At 60.9% G+C, this 16199-nt stretch carries 15 protein-coding genes; 2 read left to right on the forward strand and 13 right to left on the reverse strand.

Translation table 11 applies throughout. The annotated features are described in order from the left end of the window. Positions 1-82: 82 nt before the first annotated feature. Both BMX27_RS09270 and BMX27_RS09275 read left to right on the forward strand, forming a co-directional pair. On the forward strand, positions 83-1687 hold the full coding sequence (locus BMX27_RS09270) for a DEAD/DEAH box helicase (RefSeq protein WP_090159545.1): 1605 nt from the start codon (positions 83-85) through the stop codon (positions 1685-1687). An 87-nt stretch (positions 1688-1774) separates the two neighbouring features. Continuing rightward, positions 1775-2389 (forward strand): hypothetical protein, encoded by a 615-nt coding sequence (locus BMX27_RS09275; protein WP_090159546.1) that lies wholly within the window; start codon positions 1775-1777, stop codon positions 2387-2389. 56 nt (positions 2390-2445) lie between these two features. On the opposite strand, the gene BMX27_RS09280 is transcribed toward BMX27_RS09275, so the two are convergent. From BMX27_RS09280 to nuoG, 13 genes are all read right to left on the reverse strand, one after another. After that, on the reverse strand, positions 2446-4125 hold the full coding sequence (locus tag BMX27_RS09280; RefSeq protein ID WP_090159547.1) for a ribonuclease J: 1680 nt from the start codon (positions 4123-4125) through the stop codon (positions 2446-2448). Continuing rightward, complete coding sequence (locus tag BMX27_RS09285) at positions 4122-4895, reverse strand: type III pantothenate kinase (protein ID WP_090159548.1); 774 nt, start codon at positions 4893-4895, stop codon at positions 4122-4124. The genes BMX27_RS09280 and BMX27_RS09285 overlap by 4 nt, the downstream gene beginning before the upstream one ends. A 12-nt stretch (positions 4896-4907) precedes the next feature. Continuing rightward, positions 4908-5669 carry a biotin--[acetyl-CoA-carboxylase] ligase gene (locus BMX27_RS09290; protein WP_090159549.1) on the reverse strand — a complete coding sequence of 254 codons (762 nt, stop codon included), beginning with the start codon at positions 5667-5669 and terminating at the stop codon, positions 4908-4910. Further along, the gene (nuoN, locus tag BMX27_RS09295) at positions 5659-7092 is read right to left on the reverse strand and encodes an NADH-quinone oxidoreductase subunit NuoN (RefSeq protein ID WP_090159550.1); all 1434 of its coding nucleotides are present in this window, start codon (positions 7090-7092) and stop codon (positions 5659-5661) included. Before nuoN ends, BMX27_RS09290 begins: the two co-directional genes overlap by 11 nt. Before the next feature lies 1 nt (position 7093). After that, complete coding sequence (locus tag BMX27_RS09300; RefSeq protein WP_090159551.1) at positions 7094-8644, reverse strand: NADH-quinone oxidoreductase subunit M; 1551 nt, start codon at positions 8642-8644, stop codon at positions 7094-7096. After that, a complete protein-coding gene (gene nuoL / locus BMX27_RS09305) occupies positions 8644-10773 on the reverse strand; it encodes an NADH-quinone oxidoreductase subunit L (RefSeq protein WP_090159552.1) in 2130 nt (709 codons plus the stop codon). The genes BMX27_RS09300 and nuoL overlap by 1 nt, the downstream gene beginning before the upstream one ends. Before the next feature lie 4 nt (positions 10774-10777). Then, complete coding sequence (gene nuoK, locus BMX27_RS09310; RefSeq protein WP_056034531.1) at positions 10778-11083, reverse strand: NADH-quinone oxidoreductase subunit NuoK; 306 nt, start codon at positions 11081-11083, stop codon at positions 10778-10780. Between the two features lie 76 nt (positions 11084-11159). Then, positions 11160-11765 (reverse strand): NADH-quinone oxidoreductase subunit J, encoded by a 606-nt coding sequence (locus BMX27_RS09315; RefSeq protein ID WP_090159553.1) that lies wholly within the window; start codon positions 11763-11765, stop codon positions 11160-11162. Then, positions 11762-12160 (reverse strand): carboxymuconolactone decarboxylase family protein, encoded by a 399-nt coding sequence (locus tag BMX27_RS09320; RefSeq protein ID WP_090159554.1) that lies wholly within the window; start codon positions 12158-12160, stop codon positions 11762-11764. Before BMX27_RS09320 ends, BMX27_RS09315 begins: the two co-directional genes overlap by 4 nt. Next, positions 12157-12645 (reverse strand): NADH-quinone oxidoreductase subunit NuoI, encoded by a 489-nt coding sequence (gene nuoI / locus BMX27_RS09325; RefSeq protein WP_090159555.1) that lies wholly within the window; start codon positions 12643-12645, stop codon positions 12157-12159. Before nuoI ends, BMX27_RS09320 begins: the two co-directional genes overlap by 4 nt. Before the next feature lies 1 nt (position 12646). Beyond that, complete coding sequence (gene nuoH / locus BMX27_RS09330) at positions 12647-13684, reverse strand: NADH-quinone oxidoreductase subunit NuoH (protein ID WP_056035024.1); 1038 nt, start codon at positions 13682-13684, stop codon at positions 12647-12649. Positions 13685-13701: 17 nt separating this feature from the next. After that, the gene (locus BMX27_RS09335) at positions 13702-14076 is read right to left on the reverse strand and encodes a hypothetical protein (RefSeq protein WP_090159556.1); all 375 of its coding nucleotides are present in this window, start codon (positions 14074-14076) and stop codon (positions 13702-13704) included. Between the two features lie 5 nt (positions 14077-14081). Further along, positions 14082-16100, reverse strand: a complete 2019-nt coding sequence (nuoG, locus tag BMX27_RS09340; RefSeq protein WP_090159557.1) for an NADH-quinone oxidoreductase subunit NuoG — start codon at positions 16098-16100, stop codon at positions 14082-14084. Positions 16101-16199: the final 99 nt, after the last annotated feature.

Here is a 16199-nt window from a genome sequence, read left to right on the forward strand (position 1 = left end):
CTATCAATACGCCCGACAATCCGGTCGGGCCTTGGCCGCGCAATACTGCGGCCCAACTAGCCGCCGCAGCGAAAGGCCCTTGATGACCAAATTTTCCGACCTGAACCTCGATGCAAAGGTTCTCAAAGCGATCGCCGACACCGGGTATGAAACACCCACCCCCATTCAGGCGGGTGCCATTCCCCCGGCCCTCGAAGGTCGCGACGTCCTGGGCATCGCGCAGACGGGCACCGGAAAAACCGCCAGTTTTACGCTGCCGATGATCACGCTGCTGGGCCGTGGACGTGCCCGCGCGCGGATGCCGCGCAGCCTGGTGCTGGCCCCCACGCGTGAACTTGCAGCACAGGTTGCCGAAAACTTTGACGCCTATGCCAAGTACACCAAACTGACCAAGGCGCTTCTGATCGGCGGCACATCGTTCAAGGATCAGGACAAGCTGATTGACAAGGGTGTGGACGTACTGATCGCGACCCCCGGTCGTCTGCTGGACCACCTCGAACGCGGCAAGCTGATTCTGACCGACGTCAAAGTCATGGTCATCGACGAGGCCGACCGCATGCTCGACATGGGGTTCATCCCCGACATCGAGGAAATCTTTAAGCGCACGCCGTTTACCCGCCAGACGCTGTTCTTTTCGGCCACGATGGCCCCGGAAATCGAACGGATCACCAACACTTTCCTGTCGAACCCCGCCAAGATCGAGGTCGCCCGCGCCGCGACCACGAGCGAGAATATCAAACAGGGTGTGGTGATGTTCCAAGGGTCCAACCGGACCAAGGCCGACGCCGAAAAACGCGCACTGCTGCGCAAGTTGATCGAGGCCGAAGGCGATGCCTGTTCCAACGCCATCATCTTTTGCAACCGCAAATCCGATGTAGATATGGTCGCCAAGTCGCTGAAAAAGCACGGGTTTGACGCATCCCCCATTCACGGCGATCTCGACCAGTCGCACCGGACCCGCACGCTCGAAGGGTTCCGCGATGGCGAAATCCGGTTCCTCGTGGCATCCGATGTGGCCGCCCGCGGTCTGGACATTCCCGCCGTGACCCACGTGTTCAATTTCGACGTGCCCAGCCACGCCGAGGATTACGTCCACCGGATCGGCCGCACGGGCCGCGCCGGACGGTCAGGCGTGGCCATCATGATCTGCAACCCGCGCGATACCAAGAACCTCGAGGATGTCGAACGTCTGGTGCAGCAAGAAATCCCGCGCCTCGACAATCCGCTGGGCAGCACACCGGACACCACGTCGGACGCCGCGACGCCAGAAGCGCAGGGCGAAGAAAAGCCCCGCCGCAGCCGATCGCGGAGCCGCAAGCCGAAAACGGACGCCCCGTCGCCCGATACGGTCGCGGCTGATGCACCCGCAGAGGTGCCCGCCGAGGCGACACCCGAGACGCCGGCAAAACCCACAGCCGAAGGCGGCAGATCGCGGTCGCGTCGGGGTGGCCGTGGCCGTGGGCGCAACGACGCACCCGCCGAGGAACAGACCGAGGCCGCCGCACCGACAGCACCGGAACCCGAGGCACCCGCCCCGACAGAGCGGCGCGCAGATCACGATCGCGCCCCGCGTGGCGGAAACGACAACCGCAACCGTGGTGGCCGACGAAACGACGCGCCGGTCGGCATGGGCGACGACATGCCCGAATTCATCGCCAAAAGCTTTGCCGAGCGTGCCAGCAGCTAGGCCGCGCCTGATTTCGCCGATGTGATCGCGCCACCCTCGACGAGCGCGGTCGCATCGGCCACCTTGGCCGAAAACCAAGGTGTTATCATGTTCAGAACATTCGTTGCGGCCTTGATTCTATGTGGTCAGGCAGCCGCCGCAGACATCTGCCAAAGCACGATCGAGGCGATCACCGTCCAGATCGACACGGAAACGCTGGCCGTGGCCCCGGCACCGACGACGCGGCGCGAACGTCTGCTGAACTTTCCGGCGCGGTCGTTTGATTTCATCACCCGTGATCAGCGCGCCTGCACCAGCCAAGAAGTCTTTGCCTTTCTGGCGCAGGTCGAAACGGTCGATGACAAATGTCTCAGTTACACCGATGCGGAAACGGGGTTTCTGCTGGTACCCGGCCCGCGCAATTTTCGCGGGCGCTGCAACGCCAGCACGGTCTGCACCAAGGTGAACGGCACCCGCGATGCGGTGGCGACTGCGACCGTCGCCATCACCGATGTCGCATTGGGGACGGGTGATTCAACCCTCAGCAAGGTCACGCATACAACCGGTGCCATGGTGCTGTCCGGGACAGGCGCAACCATCAGCGGCGCGCTGGGAAGTGCGGTCACAGGCGTGACGGCCGCAGTCGGTGCCCCAATCGCGCTGACCGCTGCCGCTGTCACAGCCGTGGCAGTGGGTGGCGCGATCTACATCTGCGCCGACTGAATCAAAACAGGCGCAGCCCCCATGGGGCCGCGCCTGTCTTGCAAGCTAATGCTGCATCAGTTCAGACGGCTGATGACCACGATGACTTCGGGTTTTTTGCCGATTTCGGCCTGCGCCGTCTTGCGCGCGATGGTTTTCAGCTCTTTTTCCAGTTTCACATCGTCCGCCAGCGTCTTTTTGTTGGCACGGTTGATGAACTGGGACAGGTCTTCTTCCATGATCTCGGCAAGGCTGGAATCGGACCGGCCATCCTCGGCCAGACCCGACAGTTCGACCCAAGGGTCGCCCAGCGATTCGTCGTTTTCGTCCAGGATCAACGTGACCACGACCAGACCGTTCAGCGCCATGCGGATCCGGTCGCGCACAACGCCGTCCATGGCACCGACATGTGTGGCACCGTCCAGATAGGTCCGCCCGGTTTCGATGTATTCCGCAACCTTGGGCTGGTTGCCTGACAGATCGACCATCATGCCGTTCACCGCGACGATCCCCGGCAGACCGTGCAGACCCGCGACCTTGACGTGTTCGCGCAGGTGACGGTGTTCGCCGTGCATCGGGATCAGGAACTGCGGCTTGATCAGCTGGTGCATGGTTTCCAGATCGGGACGGTTCGCGTGACCGGACACGTGGTATTTGCCACCGTCGTCGTCCACGATATCCACGCCCAGCTCAGACAGCTGGTTCATGATCCGGATGACACCCTTTTCGTTACCGGGAATCGTCTTGGACGAGAACAGGAACGTATCGCCCTCTTTCAGTGACAGACCCAGATAGCTGCCCTGGCTCAGTTGCGCGGATGCGGCGCGGCGTTCGCCCTGCGATCCGGTGACCAGCAGCATCAGGTTTTCGCGCGGGATGTTCTGCGCGTCCTCGGCACTGACGGTCGCGGGGAAATCGTGCAGCAGGTCGGTTTCCATCGCGGCCTGCGTCATACGCTGCATCGACCGGCCCAGCAGACAGACCGTGCGGCCTGCCTCTGTCGCGGCGGTGGCCAGCGTTTTCAGACGTGCGATGTTGGACGCAAAGGTCGTGGCGACAACCATGCCCTTGCAGTCGCGCATCAGGTCAGTGATCGCAGGACCGATCGACATCTCAGACCGACCGGGGTTCGGGCTGAAAATGTTGGTGCTGTCGCAGACCAGCGCCTTGACGCCGGGCTTGGCGATCTCTTCCCACAGGGCGGTGTCAAAGGGGTCACCGACCACGGGTGTCATGTCGACCTTGAAATCGCCGGTGTGCACGATGCGGCCACCGTCGCTGTCGATCACCAGACCCGCGCTTTCGGGGATGGAATGGCTGATCGGCACATAGCCTACCGTGAACGGCCCGCATTTCGTCACCGCAGGCCAGGCATCCACGACCTGCACGACGTTGTCGGGCAGACCGCGTTCCTGCAACTTGCGGCGCGCAATGTTGGCGGTGAATTTGCGCGCATAGATCGGCGCACCCAACTCTTCCCAGCACAGGCCGACGGCACCGACGTGGTCCTCGTGTGCGTGGGTGATGAATATGCCGTCGATTTGCGCCTTGCGTTCACGCAACCAGTCAATGTCGGCAAAGATCAGATCGACACCGGGCGTGCCGTCCATATCGGGAAATGTAACGCCAAGGTCGACGACGATCAGTCGCTCCTTGCCGGGTTTGCCGTATCCGTAGACGTAGCAGTTCATACCGATTTCCCCTGCGCCACCCAGGGCGAGGTAAATCAGTCTGTCGTTTGCTTTTGCAGCACTCATGTCGTGTCCTTGTTGTATCGGTGTATCACGGTCAAACCGTGCATCGTCAGGTCATCCTCGACCCGGTCAAATAGGGTGTCGCCTTGGGCGAATAGCGATGCGAGGCCGCCGGTTCCGATCACGGTCATCGGGCGTCCTCGTTCACTCTTAATTCTCTGCGTTATCTCTTTCACCAGCCCAATGTAACCCCAGAACGCGCCGGACTGCATACAGGCCACGGTGTTGGTGCCGATCACGCGGTCGGGTTTGCTGACGTCCACATGGGGCAGTGCAGCCGCTGCCATGTGGAACGCCTCCAGGCTGATGTTCACGCCGGGGGCGATGACACCGCCAACGTAGGCGCCATCGGTGTCGACCACATCCGCAGTCGTGGCTGTGCCGAAATCAATGACGATCAGGTCACCGCCATGTCGGTCGAACGCACCAACGGTGTTGACCAACCGGTCCGGACCGACTGCCGTGCCCTGATCCACACGCGGTGCGACCGGCAGGCGGCATTCAGGTTTTCCCACCACCAGCGGGCGACAATTGAAATAGCGATCCGCCAGCACGCGCAGGTTGAAAACCACGCGCGGCACGGTCGAGCTGACGATGACATCGGTGATCGTCACGTCCAGATTGCGCACCTTCATCAAGGTGGACAGCCAGACGTAATACTGGTCCGCCGTGCGCTGCCATTCGGTCGAGGTGCGCCAGGTCGCCAAAAACGCACTGCCGTCCCAGATGGAAAAGGTCGTGTTGGTGTTTCCGCAATCAATCGTCAGCAGCATCGGCAGCGTTCCCTAGAAATAGATATCCGCCGCCGGTATTGCCTGTGGCCCATCGGCGGTGATCAAGACCAGATTGCCATCGGCGTCGATGGTCTCGAACCGGCCTGTCAGCTCTGACCGGGTGCTGCGTGCAGTGATGACCTCGCCCAGACGGGCGGCGTGGCGCAGCCAATCGGCACGGATGATGTCAAAGCCGAACTCCCACAGCTTTGCCTCTTGAGTGGCGAAATCTGCGGCGAGCCGTGCGAGGAGTTGCATCGGATCGGTGGGCGCACCACCCTCGCCCGTCAGCGAAACGGGCGCAAAGGCTGCGTCGGTAATGCCGGGCGGCACGTCCGACAGGTTCACGCCGATCCCGATGGACAACCAATCGACGTACGCGCCCGACCCTGCGGATTCCAACAGGATCCCCGCGACCTTGCCCTCGTTCAGCAGCACGTCATTGGGCCATTTCAGCGACAGCTTGGTCCGGTCCACGGACATGGCCAGCGCCTCGAACAGGGCGTTGGCAGCCATGAAGGATCGCAGGCCGGCCTGTTGGGGCGTGCAATTGGGTTTGTAGACGAGGGTGGCTGCAAAATTGCCGACAGGCGATTCCCAGGTGCGGCCCCGCCTGCCCCGCGATGCGGTCTGTGTATCTGCCACGATCCAGGTCGGTGCCGTCAGCGTCGGCGCAATGCGCGCCGCCTCGGCCATTGTGGAATCGACCGATTGCAGATGACGGCACAAAACCCCCTCTGGCCAGAGGGGGTTCTGGGTCGGATCAGTTGACAAGGGTGCCTGCAGCGGCAGCGGCCCAGGGTTCGATCCCGAACAGGTTCACGACACCAAAGACCATGATCGCGGCCGATGCGATCAGGAACCCACCCAGCAGCGGCTGGGACGGCGCGTCCAGTGCCTCGGTTTCTTCGCCGAAGTACATGAAATAGACGATCCGCAGGTAGTAGAACGCGCTGATAACAGATGCGATCACGCCTGCGACAGCCAGCCAACTCAGGCCAGCATCGACAGCGGCCCGCAGTACGTAGAACTTGCCAAAGAAACCGACCAGTGGCGGCACACCCGCAAGGCTGAACATCAGCACCAGCATGGCAAGCGCACGGGTCGGATAGCGGGACGCATACATCCGCAGGCTCTGGATGTCCGTTACCGGACGCCCGTCGCGTTCCATGCCGAGGATGAATGCAAAGGTCCCGATGTTCATCGTGACGTAGATCGCCATGTAGATCAGCATTGCCTGCACGCCGAACGCAGTGCCCGCCGCCAGCCCCATCAGGGCAAACCCCATGTGGCTGATCGACGAATAGGCCATCAGACGCTTGATATCGCGCTGACCGATGCCGGCGATTGCGCCCAGGAACATCGACACGACCGACAGGAAGGCCACGATCTGCTGCCAGTCGCCGGTCACGCCGCCGAAGGCGTCGAACATTACACGGGCAAACAAGGCCATGGCCGCGACCTTGGGCGCAGTTGCAAAAAACGCGGTGATCGGTGTGGGCGAACCCTCATAGACGTCGGGCGTCCACATGTGGAACGGCGCGGCCGAGACCTTGAACGCGAAACCGGCGATCAGGAACACCAAGCCGAACAGCAGACCCAGCGACACGTCATCCTGTACGGCGACGATGATGCCTTCGAATTGGGTGGTGCCTGCAAAACCGTAGGTCAGCGATGCACCATACAGCAGCAGGCCCGACGACAGTGCGCCCAGCACGAAATACTTCAGCCCGGCCTCGGTGGATTTGACGCTGTCCCGACGCAGGGACGCCACGACATACAGTGACAGCGATTGCAGCTCGAGACCCATGTAGAGGGTCATCAGGTCGTTGGCGCTGACCATGACCATCATGCCCACCACAGCCAGCGACACCAGCACGGGATATTCGAATTTCAGCAGGTTGCGCTGTTCCATATAGACCTTGGACATGACCAGAACCGCAGCCGCTGACAGCAGGATCATGACCTTGGCCATGCGGGCGAAACCGTCGGCCACGAACATGCCATTAAATGCTGTCTGTGCCGCGCTGTCATCCATGCCGATCCAAAAGGCCAGCACAACGAAAACCGCAGCCGTCACCCAGACCAGCAGGCCCGCCGCCGCGTCCTTGACCGTATAGACCGCCGCCAGCAACGCGCCGATGGCATAGAGCGCCAGGACGATTTCCGGCAGGGCGATGGAAATATCGGAACCCATCTTAGTTCACCTCGCTTGCGGCGACGTCATTGGCGGCGTTGAACGCCGCCGTCGCGGATTCGTATTGATCGACCAGCGCAGTCACGCTTGGCCCGATGATGTCGGTCACCAGCACCGGATAGACGCCCAGCAGCAGTGTCATCACGACCAGCGGTGCAAAAATCCAGCGTTCACGCACATTCATGTCCGTGATCGACTTCAGGCTTTCCTTGATCAGGTCGCCCATGACGACGCGGCGATACAGCCACAGCCCGTAGGAAGCCGACAGGATCACGCCGGACGTGGCGACCAATGCCACCCAGGTGTTGACCTGGAACACGCCCATCAGCGTCAGGAATTCCCCGACAAAACCCGAGGTGCCTGGCAGACCGACGTTCGCCATCGTAAAGAACATGAAGATCAGCGCATAGGCCGGCATCCGGTTCACCAGACCGCCGTAGGCATCGATCTCGCGGGTATGCATCCGATCGTAGATCACGCCGACACAGAGAAACAGCGCGCCAGAGATGAACCCGTGGCTGATCATCTGGAAAATCGCACCGTCGATCCCCTGCTGGTTGACGGCAAAGATCCCCATCGTGACGTAACCCATGTGCGCAACCGACGAATAGGCGATCAGCTTTTTCATGTCCTGCTGCACGAGGGCGACCAGCGAGGTGTAGACGATCGCGATGGCCGACAGCCACAGCACCAGCGGCCCCATGACTTCGGACCCCACGGGGAACATCGGCAGGCTGAACCGCAGGAAACCGTAGCCACCCATTTTCAGCAGGATTGCCGCCAGCACGACCGAACCGGCCGTCGGGGCCTGCACGTGTGCGTCAGGCAACCAGGTGTGCACCGGCCACATCGGCATTTTCACCGCAAAGGATGCAAAGAATGCCAGCCACATCAGCGTCTGCACACCGCCCACGATGTTGATCCCCAACAGGCTGAAACTGTCGGACGGGAATTCGGTCGTCATCAGTGTCGGAATGTCGGTGGTGCCCGCGATGCTGAACATCGACACCATCGCAACCAGCATCAGCACCGACCCGAGGAAGGTGTAGAGAAAGAACTTGAACGAGGCATAGATGCGATCCTTGCCGCCCCAGATGCCGATGATCAGGAACATCGGGATCAGGCCTGCCTCAAAGAAGAGATAGAACAGGATCAGGTCCAGCGCCATGAACACGCCCAGCATCAGCGTTTCCAGCACGAGGAAGGCGATCATGTATTCCTTGACCCGCGTTTCCACGTTCCAGCAGGCCGCGATCACCAGCGGCATCAGGAATGTGGTCAGCATCACGAACAGCACCGAAATGCCGTCCACGCCCATCTTGTACTGCATCCCCAAGAGCCATTCGGCCTGTTCGACCATCTGGAAACCGGTATCGCTGGGGTCAAACTCTGCCAGGATGAACAGCGACACCAGGAACGAGGCCACGGTCGCGGCCAGGGCCACCCACTTGGCGTTGCGCTGTGCGGCAGCGTCATCGCCCCGCAGGAACAGCGCAAGGATCGCCGCACCGATCAGCGGGATAAAGGTGGTGAGCGAGAGTAGGTTGCCCATCAGTTGGCCCCTCCGGTGAACGTGACCCATGTCAGCAGGATCGCGATCCCGACAACCATGGCGAAGGCATAGGTGAACAGATAGCCGGACTGCATCCGGTTCACGGTGCGGGTAAAGAACGGCACGATCCCCATGGCCAGACCATTGATCCCGCCGTCGATGGTCCCCTGATCACCGCGTTTCCACAAAAACCCGCCGATCCAGACTGCGGGACGCACAAAGACAAAGTCGTAGAGTTCGTCAAAGTACCATTTGTTCAGCAGGAAGTTGTACAGCGGGGCCTGTTGTTCGGCCAGTTTTGCAGGCAGATCGGGACGCCGAATGTACATCTGATAGGCCAGTCCAAGACCCAGCAGCATCGCGATGAACGGCGACACCTTGACCCATTTGGACACCAGATGCGCCTCGTGCAGGACGTGGTTGTCAGGGGCCTTGTAGATCGCGCCCTTGCCTGGCTCCGCAGGCCAGACGTCAGCACCGTGATCGCCACCGGCATCCTCGCCCTCGGTCTGTTCGGTGGCGGCATAGGCCGGCGCAATCAGGCTGAAACCAGCGGCGTGATCTTCCTCGACGTGGACTTCGGATTTGTCTGCAGCGCCAAAGAACACGGCGACATTAGTGTCATTCGAAAAGAACGGCTTGTAGAACACCATCCCCGAAAAGATCGCACCGAACGCCAGCACGGCCAGCGGCACCAACATGACCGTCGGGCTTTCGTGTGCGTGTTCATGCGTATGCTTGTCGCCACGCGGTTTGCCGTAGAACGTCAGAAACATCAGACGCCAGCTGTAGAAACTGGTCATGCCCGCAGCGATCAGCAGCATCCAGAAGGCATAGCCACCGGCGGTGCCAGCATAGGCGCTCTCGATGATGGCATCCTTGGACACGAAACCCGCGAAACCGACGGGGAACCCGACGTACAGCAGCGGAATGCCCACGCCCGTGATCGCCAGCGTTCCGATCATCATGGCCCAGAACGTCTTGGGCAGCTTGTCTTTCAGACCGCCATAGTTCCGCATGTCCTGTTCGTGGTGCATCCCGTGGATGACCGATCCCGCCCCCAAGAACAGCAGCGCCTTGAAGAAGGCATGCGTCAGCAGGTGGAACATCGCGACGGAATAGACGCCCAGACCAGCGGCCACGAACATGTAGCCCAGCTGGCTACAGGTCGAATAGGCGATGACCCGCTTGATGTCGTTCTGCACCAGACCGATGGTTGCGGCAAAAAATGCGGTCGTCGCACCCAGGAACACGACGAACCCCGTCGCCACAGGCGCGAATTCCATGATCGGCGACATCCGGCAGACCAAAAACACACCGGCTGTCACCATGGTTGCGGCGTGGATCAGGGCTGATACGGGTGTCGGCCCTTCCATCGCATCGGGCAGCCAGGTGTGCAGGAACAACTGCGCCGATTTACCCATCGCGCCGATGAACAGCAGGAATGCAATGACCTCTGCCGCGTTCCATTCGCGCCACAGGAACTGGATCTGCGTTTCCGCAAGCTGCGGTGCCTGCGCAAAGATCACGTCAAAGCTGATACCGTCGGTCAACAGGAACAGGCCAAAGATCCCCAGCAAGAAGGCAAAGTCACCGACGCGGTTCACCACGAAGGCCTTGATGGCCGCGGCATTGGCGCTGGGTTTCTTGAAGTAGAAACCGATCAACAGATAGGAGGCGACACCGACGCCTTCCCAGCCGAAAAACAGCTGCACGATGTTGTCGGCTGTGACCAGCATCAGCATCGCAAAGGTAAAGAACGACAGATAGGCAAAGAAACGGGGACGATAGCTTTCGTCGTCGCTGAAATTATCGTCATGCGCCATGTAGCCAAAGGAATACAGGTGCACGAGGCTGGACACGGTCGTGATGACGATCAGCATGATCAGCGTCAGGCGGTCGACGCGGATCGCCCAATCGGTCGCCAGCGACCCGCTTTCGATCCAGCGCAGCAGGCTGATCGAATTGGTCGTGCCGTCAAATGTGGCAAAGGCCACCCACGACAGGACGGCGGACAGGAACAACAGCGAGGTCGCCGTCCACTGCGCGCCCTTTTCGCCGATGATCTTCCAGGTGAAACCGCAGATCAGCGCGCCGACCAGCGGCGCAAACAGGATGATCGAAAACATGTGTTCAGCCCTTCATCACGTTGACGTCTTCAACGTCGATGGTCCCGCGGTTGCGGAAGAAGCAGACAAGGATCGCAAGGCCGATCGCGGCCTCGGCGGCGGCGACGGTCAGCACGAACAGGGTAAAAACCTGCCCGACCATGTCGTTGAGGAAACTGGAAAACGCGACAAAGTTGATGTTCACCGCCAGCAACATCAGTTCGATGCTCATCAGCAGGATGATCACGTTCTTGCGGTTCAGGAACAGGCCAAAGATCCCGATCACGAACAGCGCCGCGGCGACCGTCAAATAATGTTCAAGTCCGATCATATACGTCCCTCCGGGGTGGCGCCCCGCTAAGTCTTTGGGTCGGGGACGGGCCCCGGTGGTCTAGTGGTGGCGCGCCCTACAGGCCCTGCCCCGGTTTCACGTCCTTCAGTTCCATCGCCTTGGCCGGATCGCGGTGCATCTGGGCCAAGACATTCTGACGCTTGATGTCCACGCGGTGGCGCAGTGTCAGCACGATTGCACCCACCATTGCGACCAGCAGGATCAGACCCGCCAGCTGGAACAGCAGAATGTAACGGTCATACAGCAGCAAGCCGATCAGGGCAGTGTTTTCACCGATATCGGCGGGGGCCGCCAACCGGGTTTCAACCTCGTTCGAGAATTCCCAGACGCCGAAGGCAACGGCCAGCTGCATCAGGATCACGATGCCGATCAGCAGACCGATCGGCAGGTATTTCGACATCTCAGCCTTGAGTACGGCGAAATCCACATCCAGCATCATCACGACGAACAGGAACAGCACCGCGACCGCGCCCACGTAGACGATAATCAGCAGCATCGCGACGAATTCCGCGCCCAGCACCACGAACAGACCCGCCGATGACAAGAACGCCAGGATCAGCCACAAGACCGAATGGACCGGGTTGCGTGACAACACGGTCATCAGACCACCCAGCAACGTGGTGATCGCGAACATATAAAACGTAAAGGCCATGACCGTCATGCGTCGTCGTCCTTGCTCAGTTCCTCGGTGGCGAGGGTCATCGCCGTTGTCATTGCCGGCACACCGCCGAACAGTCCCGCCTGCGCAATCGCCTCGGCGATTTCTTGGCGTGTGGCACCGGCCGCGATCAGATGGCGCACCGTGATGCGGATCTGGTCCTCGGCTACAGCACCGGTGATGGTCAAGCCCGTAAGCGTGAGCAGCAGCCGCGTCTTGGCGTCTAGCCCGTCCGGGTTCAACCCCTTACCAAAGAAAGTCTCCATCATGTCGGCTGACATGGTCGGAAACAGATCGGCAAATCCCTTGGGCACGAATGACGACATGTCAGGGTTGAACTGGCGCGCCCAGTCCTGACCCTGCTGCATCATCTTGGCAAAAGGGTTTTCGTCGCTCATCGGTAGGGCGCATCCATTTCAAGGTTGCGTGCGATCTCGGCTTCCCAGCGGTCACCGTTCGCCAGCAGTTTTTCCTTGTCGTAATACAGCTCTTCGCGGGTTTCGGTGCTGAATTCGAAATTCGGCCCCTCGACAATGGCGTCCACCGGGCAGGCCTCTTGGCACAGGCCGCAGTAGATGCATTTCGTCATGTCGATGTCATAGCGCGTCGTGCGTCGGCTGCCGTCATCGGTGCGCGGTGCGGCATCAATCGTGATGGCCTGTGCAGGGCACACGGCCTCGCACAGCTTGCACGCGATGCAGCGTTCTTCGCCGTTGGGATAACGACGCAGCGCATGTTCACCCCGGAAACGCGGTGACAACGGACCCTTTTCATGGGGGTAGTTCACGGTCGCCTTGGGGGCAAAGAAATACTTCATCCCCAGACCGAACCCCTTCCAGAAGTCCTGCAGCAAAAAATATTTGGCGGCGCGGGTATAGTCCATATCAGCCTCCGATCGTGTAGCGGGCCCACATGCCCCCAAACACTTCAAATTTCGCAAGGAACGCTACGATCACGACCCATGCCAGTGACATCGGCAGGAACACCTTCCAACCGATCCGCATCAGCTGGTCATAGCGGTAGCGGGGGGTGATGGCCTTCACCATGGCGAACATGAAGAAGCACAGCACCATTTTCAGCACCATCCACAGCACGCCATCCGGCAGGCCGGGAATGGGCGACAGCCAACCGCCCAGGAACAGCAGCGACACCAGCGCACACATCAGCACGACGGCCATCAATTCGCCGATCATGAACAGCAGGAATGGCGTGGATGAATATTCGACCTGATACCCTGCGACCAGTTCCGATTCCGCCTCTGGCAGGTCGAACGGCGGACGGTTGGTTTCGGCCAGCGCCGAAATAAAGAACAGGAACATCATCGGGAAATGCGCGACCCAGTACCAGCTAAAGATGCCCGCACCGCGCTGCGCCTCGACGATGGCGCCAAAGTTCATCGAACCCGTCGAGATGATGATGCCGATGATGATCAGGCCCAGCGACACCTCGTAGGAAATCATCTGTGCCGCCGACCGCAGCGATCCCAGGAACGGATATTTGGAATTGGACGCCCAGCCCCCCATGATCACGCCATATACCTCGAGAGAGGAGACGGCGAACACGAACAGGATGGCCACGTTGATGTCGGACAACACCCAACCATCGTTGAACGGAATGACCGACCAGGCGATGACGGGCATGACGAATGTGATCATCGGCGCGATGAAATAGACGGGCTTGTCCGCGCCTGCGGGCACCACGATTTCCTTGACGATATATTTCAGGAAATCCGCAAAGGATTGCAGCACGCCCCAGGGGCCGACCACGTTGGGACCGCGGCGCATCTGCACGGCGGCCCAGACCTTGCGATCAGCATACATAAGCATCGCCAATGCCAGCAGCAAGGGAATCAGCACCAGCAAACACTGGCCAAGGATCAACAGGACCTGGCCCGTGTTGGTCGTGGTGAAGAAGTTGATCATATCCGTTTCCTCAAGCGTCAGACGGTCGGAATACCCGATGCGCCGCAATCTGCAACCTTGACCACGGCGTCAATCGACGCGCGGCCGCGCGGCAGGTCCGGCGAGATGGTGTAAACAGCATCTGACCGCCAAGTGCCACCCTCTTTGGACGTATTCACCCGCACCAATCGGGTGAAAGCCTGCCCCCGGATCAGCGCATACTGTGCCGCGGCGCATTCTGCATAATTTTCGACCAATGCCGGATCGTCGGTGCCACGCAGCGCGACACGGAAATTCACCAGATCACCGTCCAGCAGATCGGTCTGCACGCCCATATAGTCGGGGCGCACAGCATTCGAGGCCATTGGCGCGCATGCGGCCAGACCCAGGATCAGCACGGCAGCACGGCGCATCGGTCTTACTCCGCCGCGATCTTGTCCGTGAGACGCATCTTGGCGTTGGCCGACAGTTCCGCCATCAGGCCAGAGGCCCGCGCGATCGGGTTCGTCAGGTAGAAATCCTGCACGGCATAGGCGAAATCACCCTGCCCCAATGTGCCTGTCTCCGGCAGCACCATCGCATTTTCGGCCACTTCGTCGATGCGACCCAGATGCGGATGTGCCGCGACCAGTGCCCGGCGCAGCTGGGCCAGCGAATCGAATGGCAGCGTGGCGTCCAGTTCGGCGGACAATGCCCGCAGGATCGCCCAGTTTTCCTTGGCCTGCCCCGGAGGGAATGCAGCGCGCATCGCCAGCTGCGGGCGACCTTCGGTGTTCACAAACAGGCCGTTTTCTTCGGTATAGGCGGCGGCGGGCAGGATCACGTCGGCGCGGTGCGCCCCACGGTCACCGTGGCTGCCCTGATAAATGACAAAGGCACCACCGGGGATTTCGACCTCATCCGCGCCAAGGTTATAGATCACCTCTGCCCCGTCCAATGCAGCGGACAGCCCGCCTTCGGTCACGGCACCCACATCCATCGCGCCGACGCGACCGGCGGCCGTGTGCAGGATCATGACCTTGGACTTGGCCGCCTGCGCCGTTTTCAGGGCCAGTGCCAGAACCGCGGCACCGTCATCACCCGTCAAGGCACCCTGCCCGATGATCATGACACCGGCCTTGTCGGCCTTGTCGCTGTGATCCATCGCCGCGATCTTTTCCAGCGCGGCACGATCAGTGCCCAGCTCGACGACGTCGTATGTCAGATCAACCGGTGTGCCGATCCGACCCACGGTTGCACCGCGCGACCAGGCGCGGCGAATGCGGCTGTTCAGGCCAGCGGCCTCGACACGGGGGTTGGTGCCGATCAAGAAGATATTTTCTGCCGTATCAATGTCCGCAATGGTCGCGTTGCCAACATAGGCCCCGCGACTGCCGGCAGACAGTGCAGCACCGTCAACACGCGATTCCACGACACCGCCCAGACCTTCGACCAGCTGTTTCAGCGCATAGGCACCTTCAACAGAGGCAAGATCACCGATCAGACCGGCGACCTTCTTGCCGCGCATGGCGCTTGCCGCGGCGGCCAGTGCCTCGGGCCACTCAGCCTTGCGCAGCTTGCCGTTCTCTCGAATGTAGGGCGTGTCCAGACGCTGGCGGCGCAGGCCGTCAAAGACAAAGCGCGTTTTGTCGTTGATCCATTCCTCGTTCACGTCGTCGTGGTTGCGCGGCAAGATGCGCATCACTTCACGCCCCTTGGTATCGACGCGGATGCTGGACCCCATCGCGTCCATCACGTCGATGGATTCGGTTTTCGCCAGCTCCCACGGACGCGCGGTAAAGCTGTAAGGCTTGCTGACCAGCGCACCAACGGGGCACAGGTCGATGATGTTGCCCTGCATGTTGGAATTCAGGGTTTCGCCCAGATAGGACGTGATTTCCGCATCCTCGCCCCGGCCCGTCTGGCCCATCTGGTGAATGCCCGCGACCTCGGTCGTGAAACGCACGCAGCGGGTGCAGGAAATGCAGCGCGTCATATGCGTTTCGACCAGCGGTCCCAAATCCAGATCCTCGGTCGCGCGCTTGGGTTCGCGGAAACGGCTGAAATCGACGCCGTAGGCCATCGCCTGATCCTGTAGATCACACTCGCCACCCTGATCGCAGATCGGGCAATCCAGCGGGTGGTTGATCAGCAAAAATTCCATGACGCCCTCGCGGGCCTTTTTCACCATGGGGCTGTTGGTTTTCACGACGGGCGGTTCGCCGTCCTTGCCGGGGCGCAGATCGCGCACCTGCATCGCACAGGACGCGGTGGGTTTGGGCGGGCCGCCCACGACCTCGACCAGACACATCCGGCAGTTGCCCGCGATCGACAGACGCTCGTGGTAGCAGAACCGGGGGATTTCGACCCCTGCCAGTTCACAGGCCTGAATGAGGGTCATGGCACCATCGACTTCGATCTCTTGACCGTCGATGTTGATTTTCTTGAGGTCGGACATGAGAGGCTCCGGACAGCTAGTGCAGCAAAGTGCGTTATCCGGGGTTCTAACGCGCCTGACAGGCTGATGCCAGACGCGCGGACGACTTTTTCGCAGGCG

The organism is Loktanella sp. DSM 29012, from assembly GCF_900110705.1.
In the GTDB taxonomy this organism is placed as follows: domain Bacteria; phylum Pseudomonadota; class Alphaproteobacteria; order Rhodobacterales; family Rhodobacteraceae; genus Loktanella; species Loktanella gaetbuli.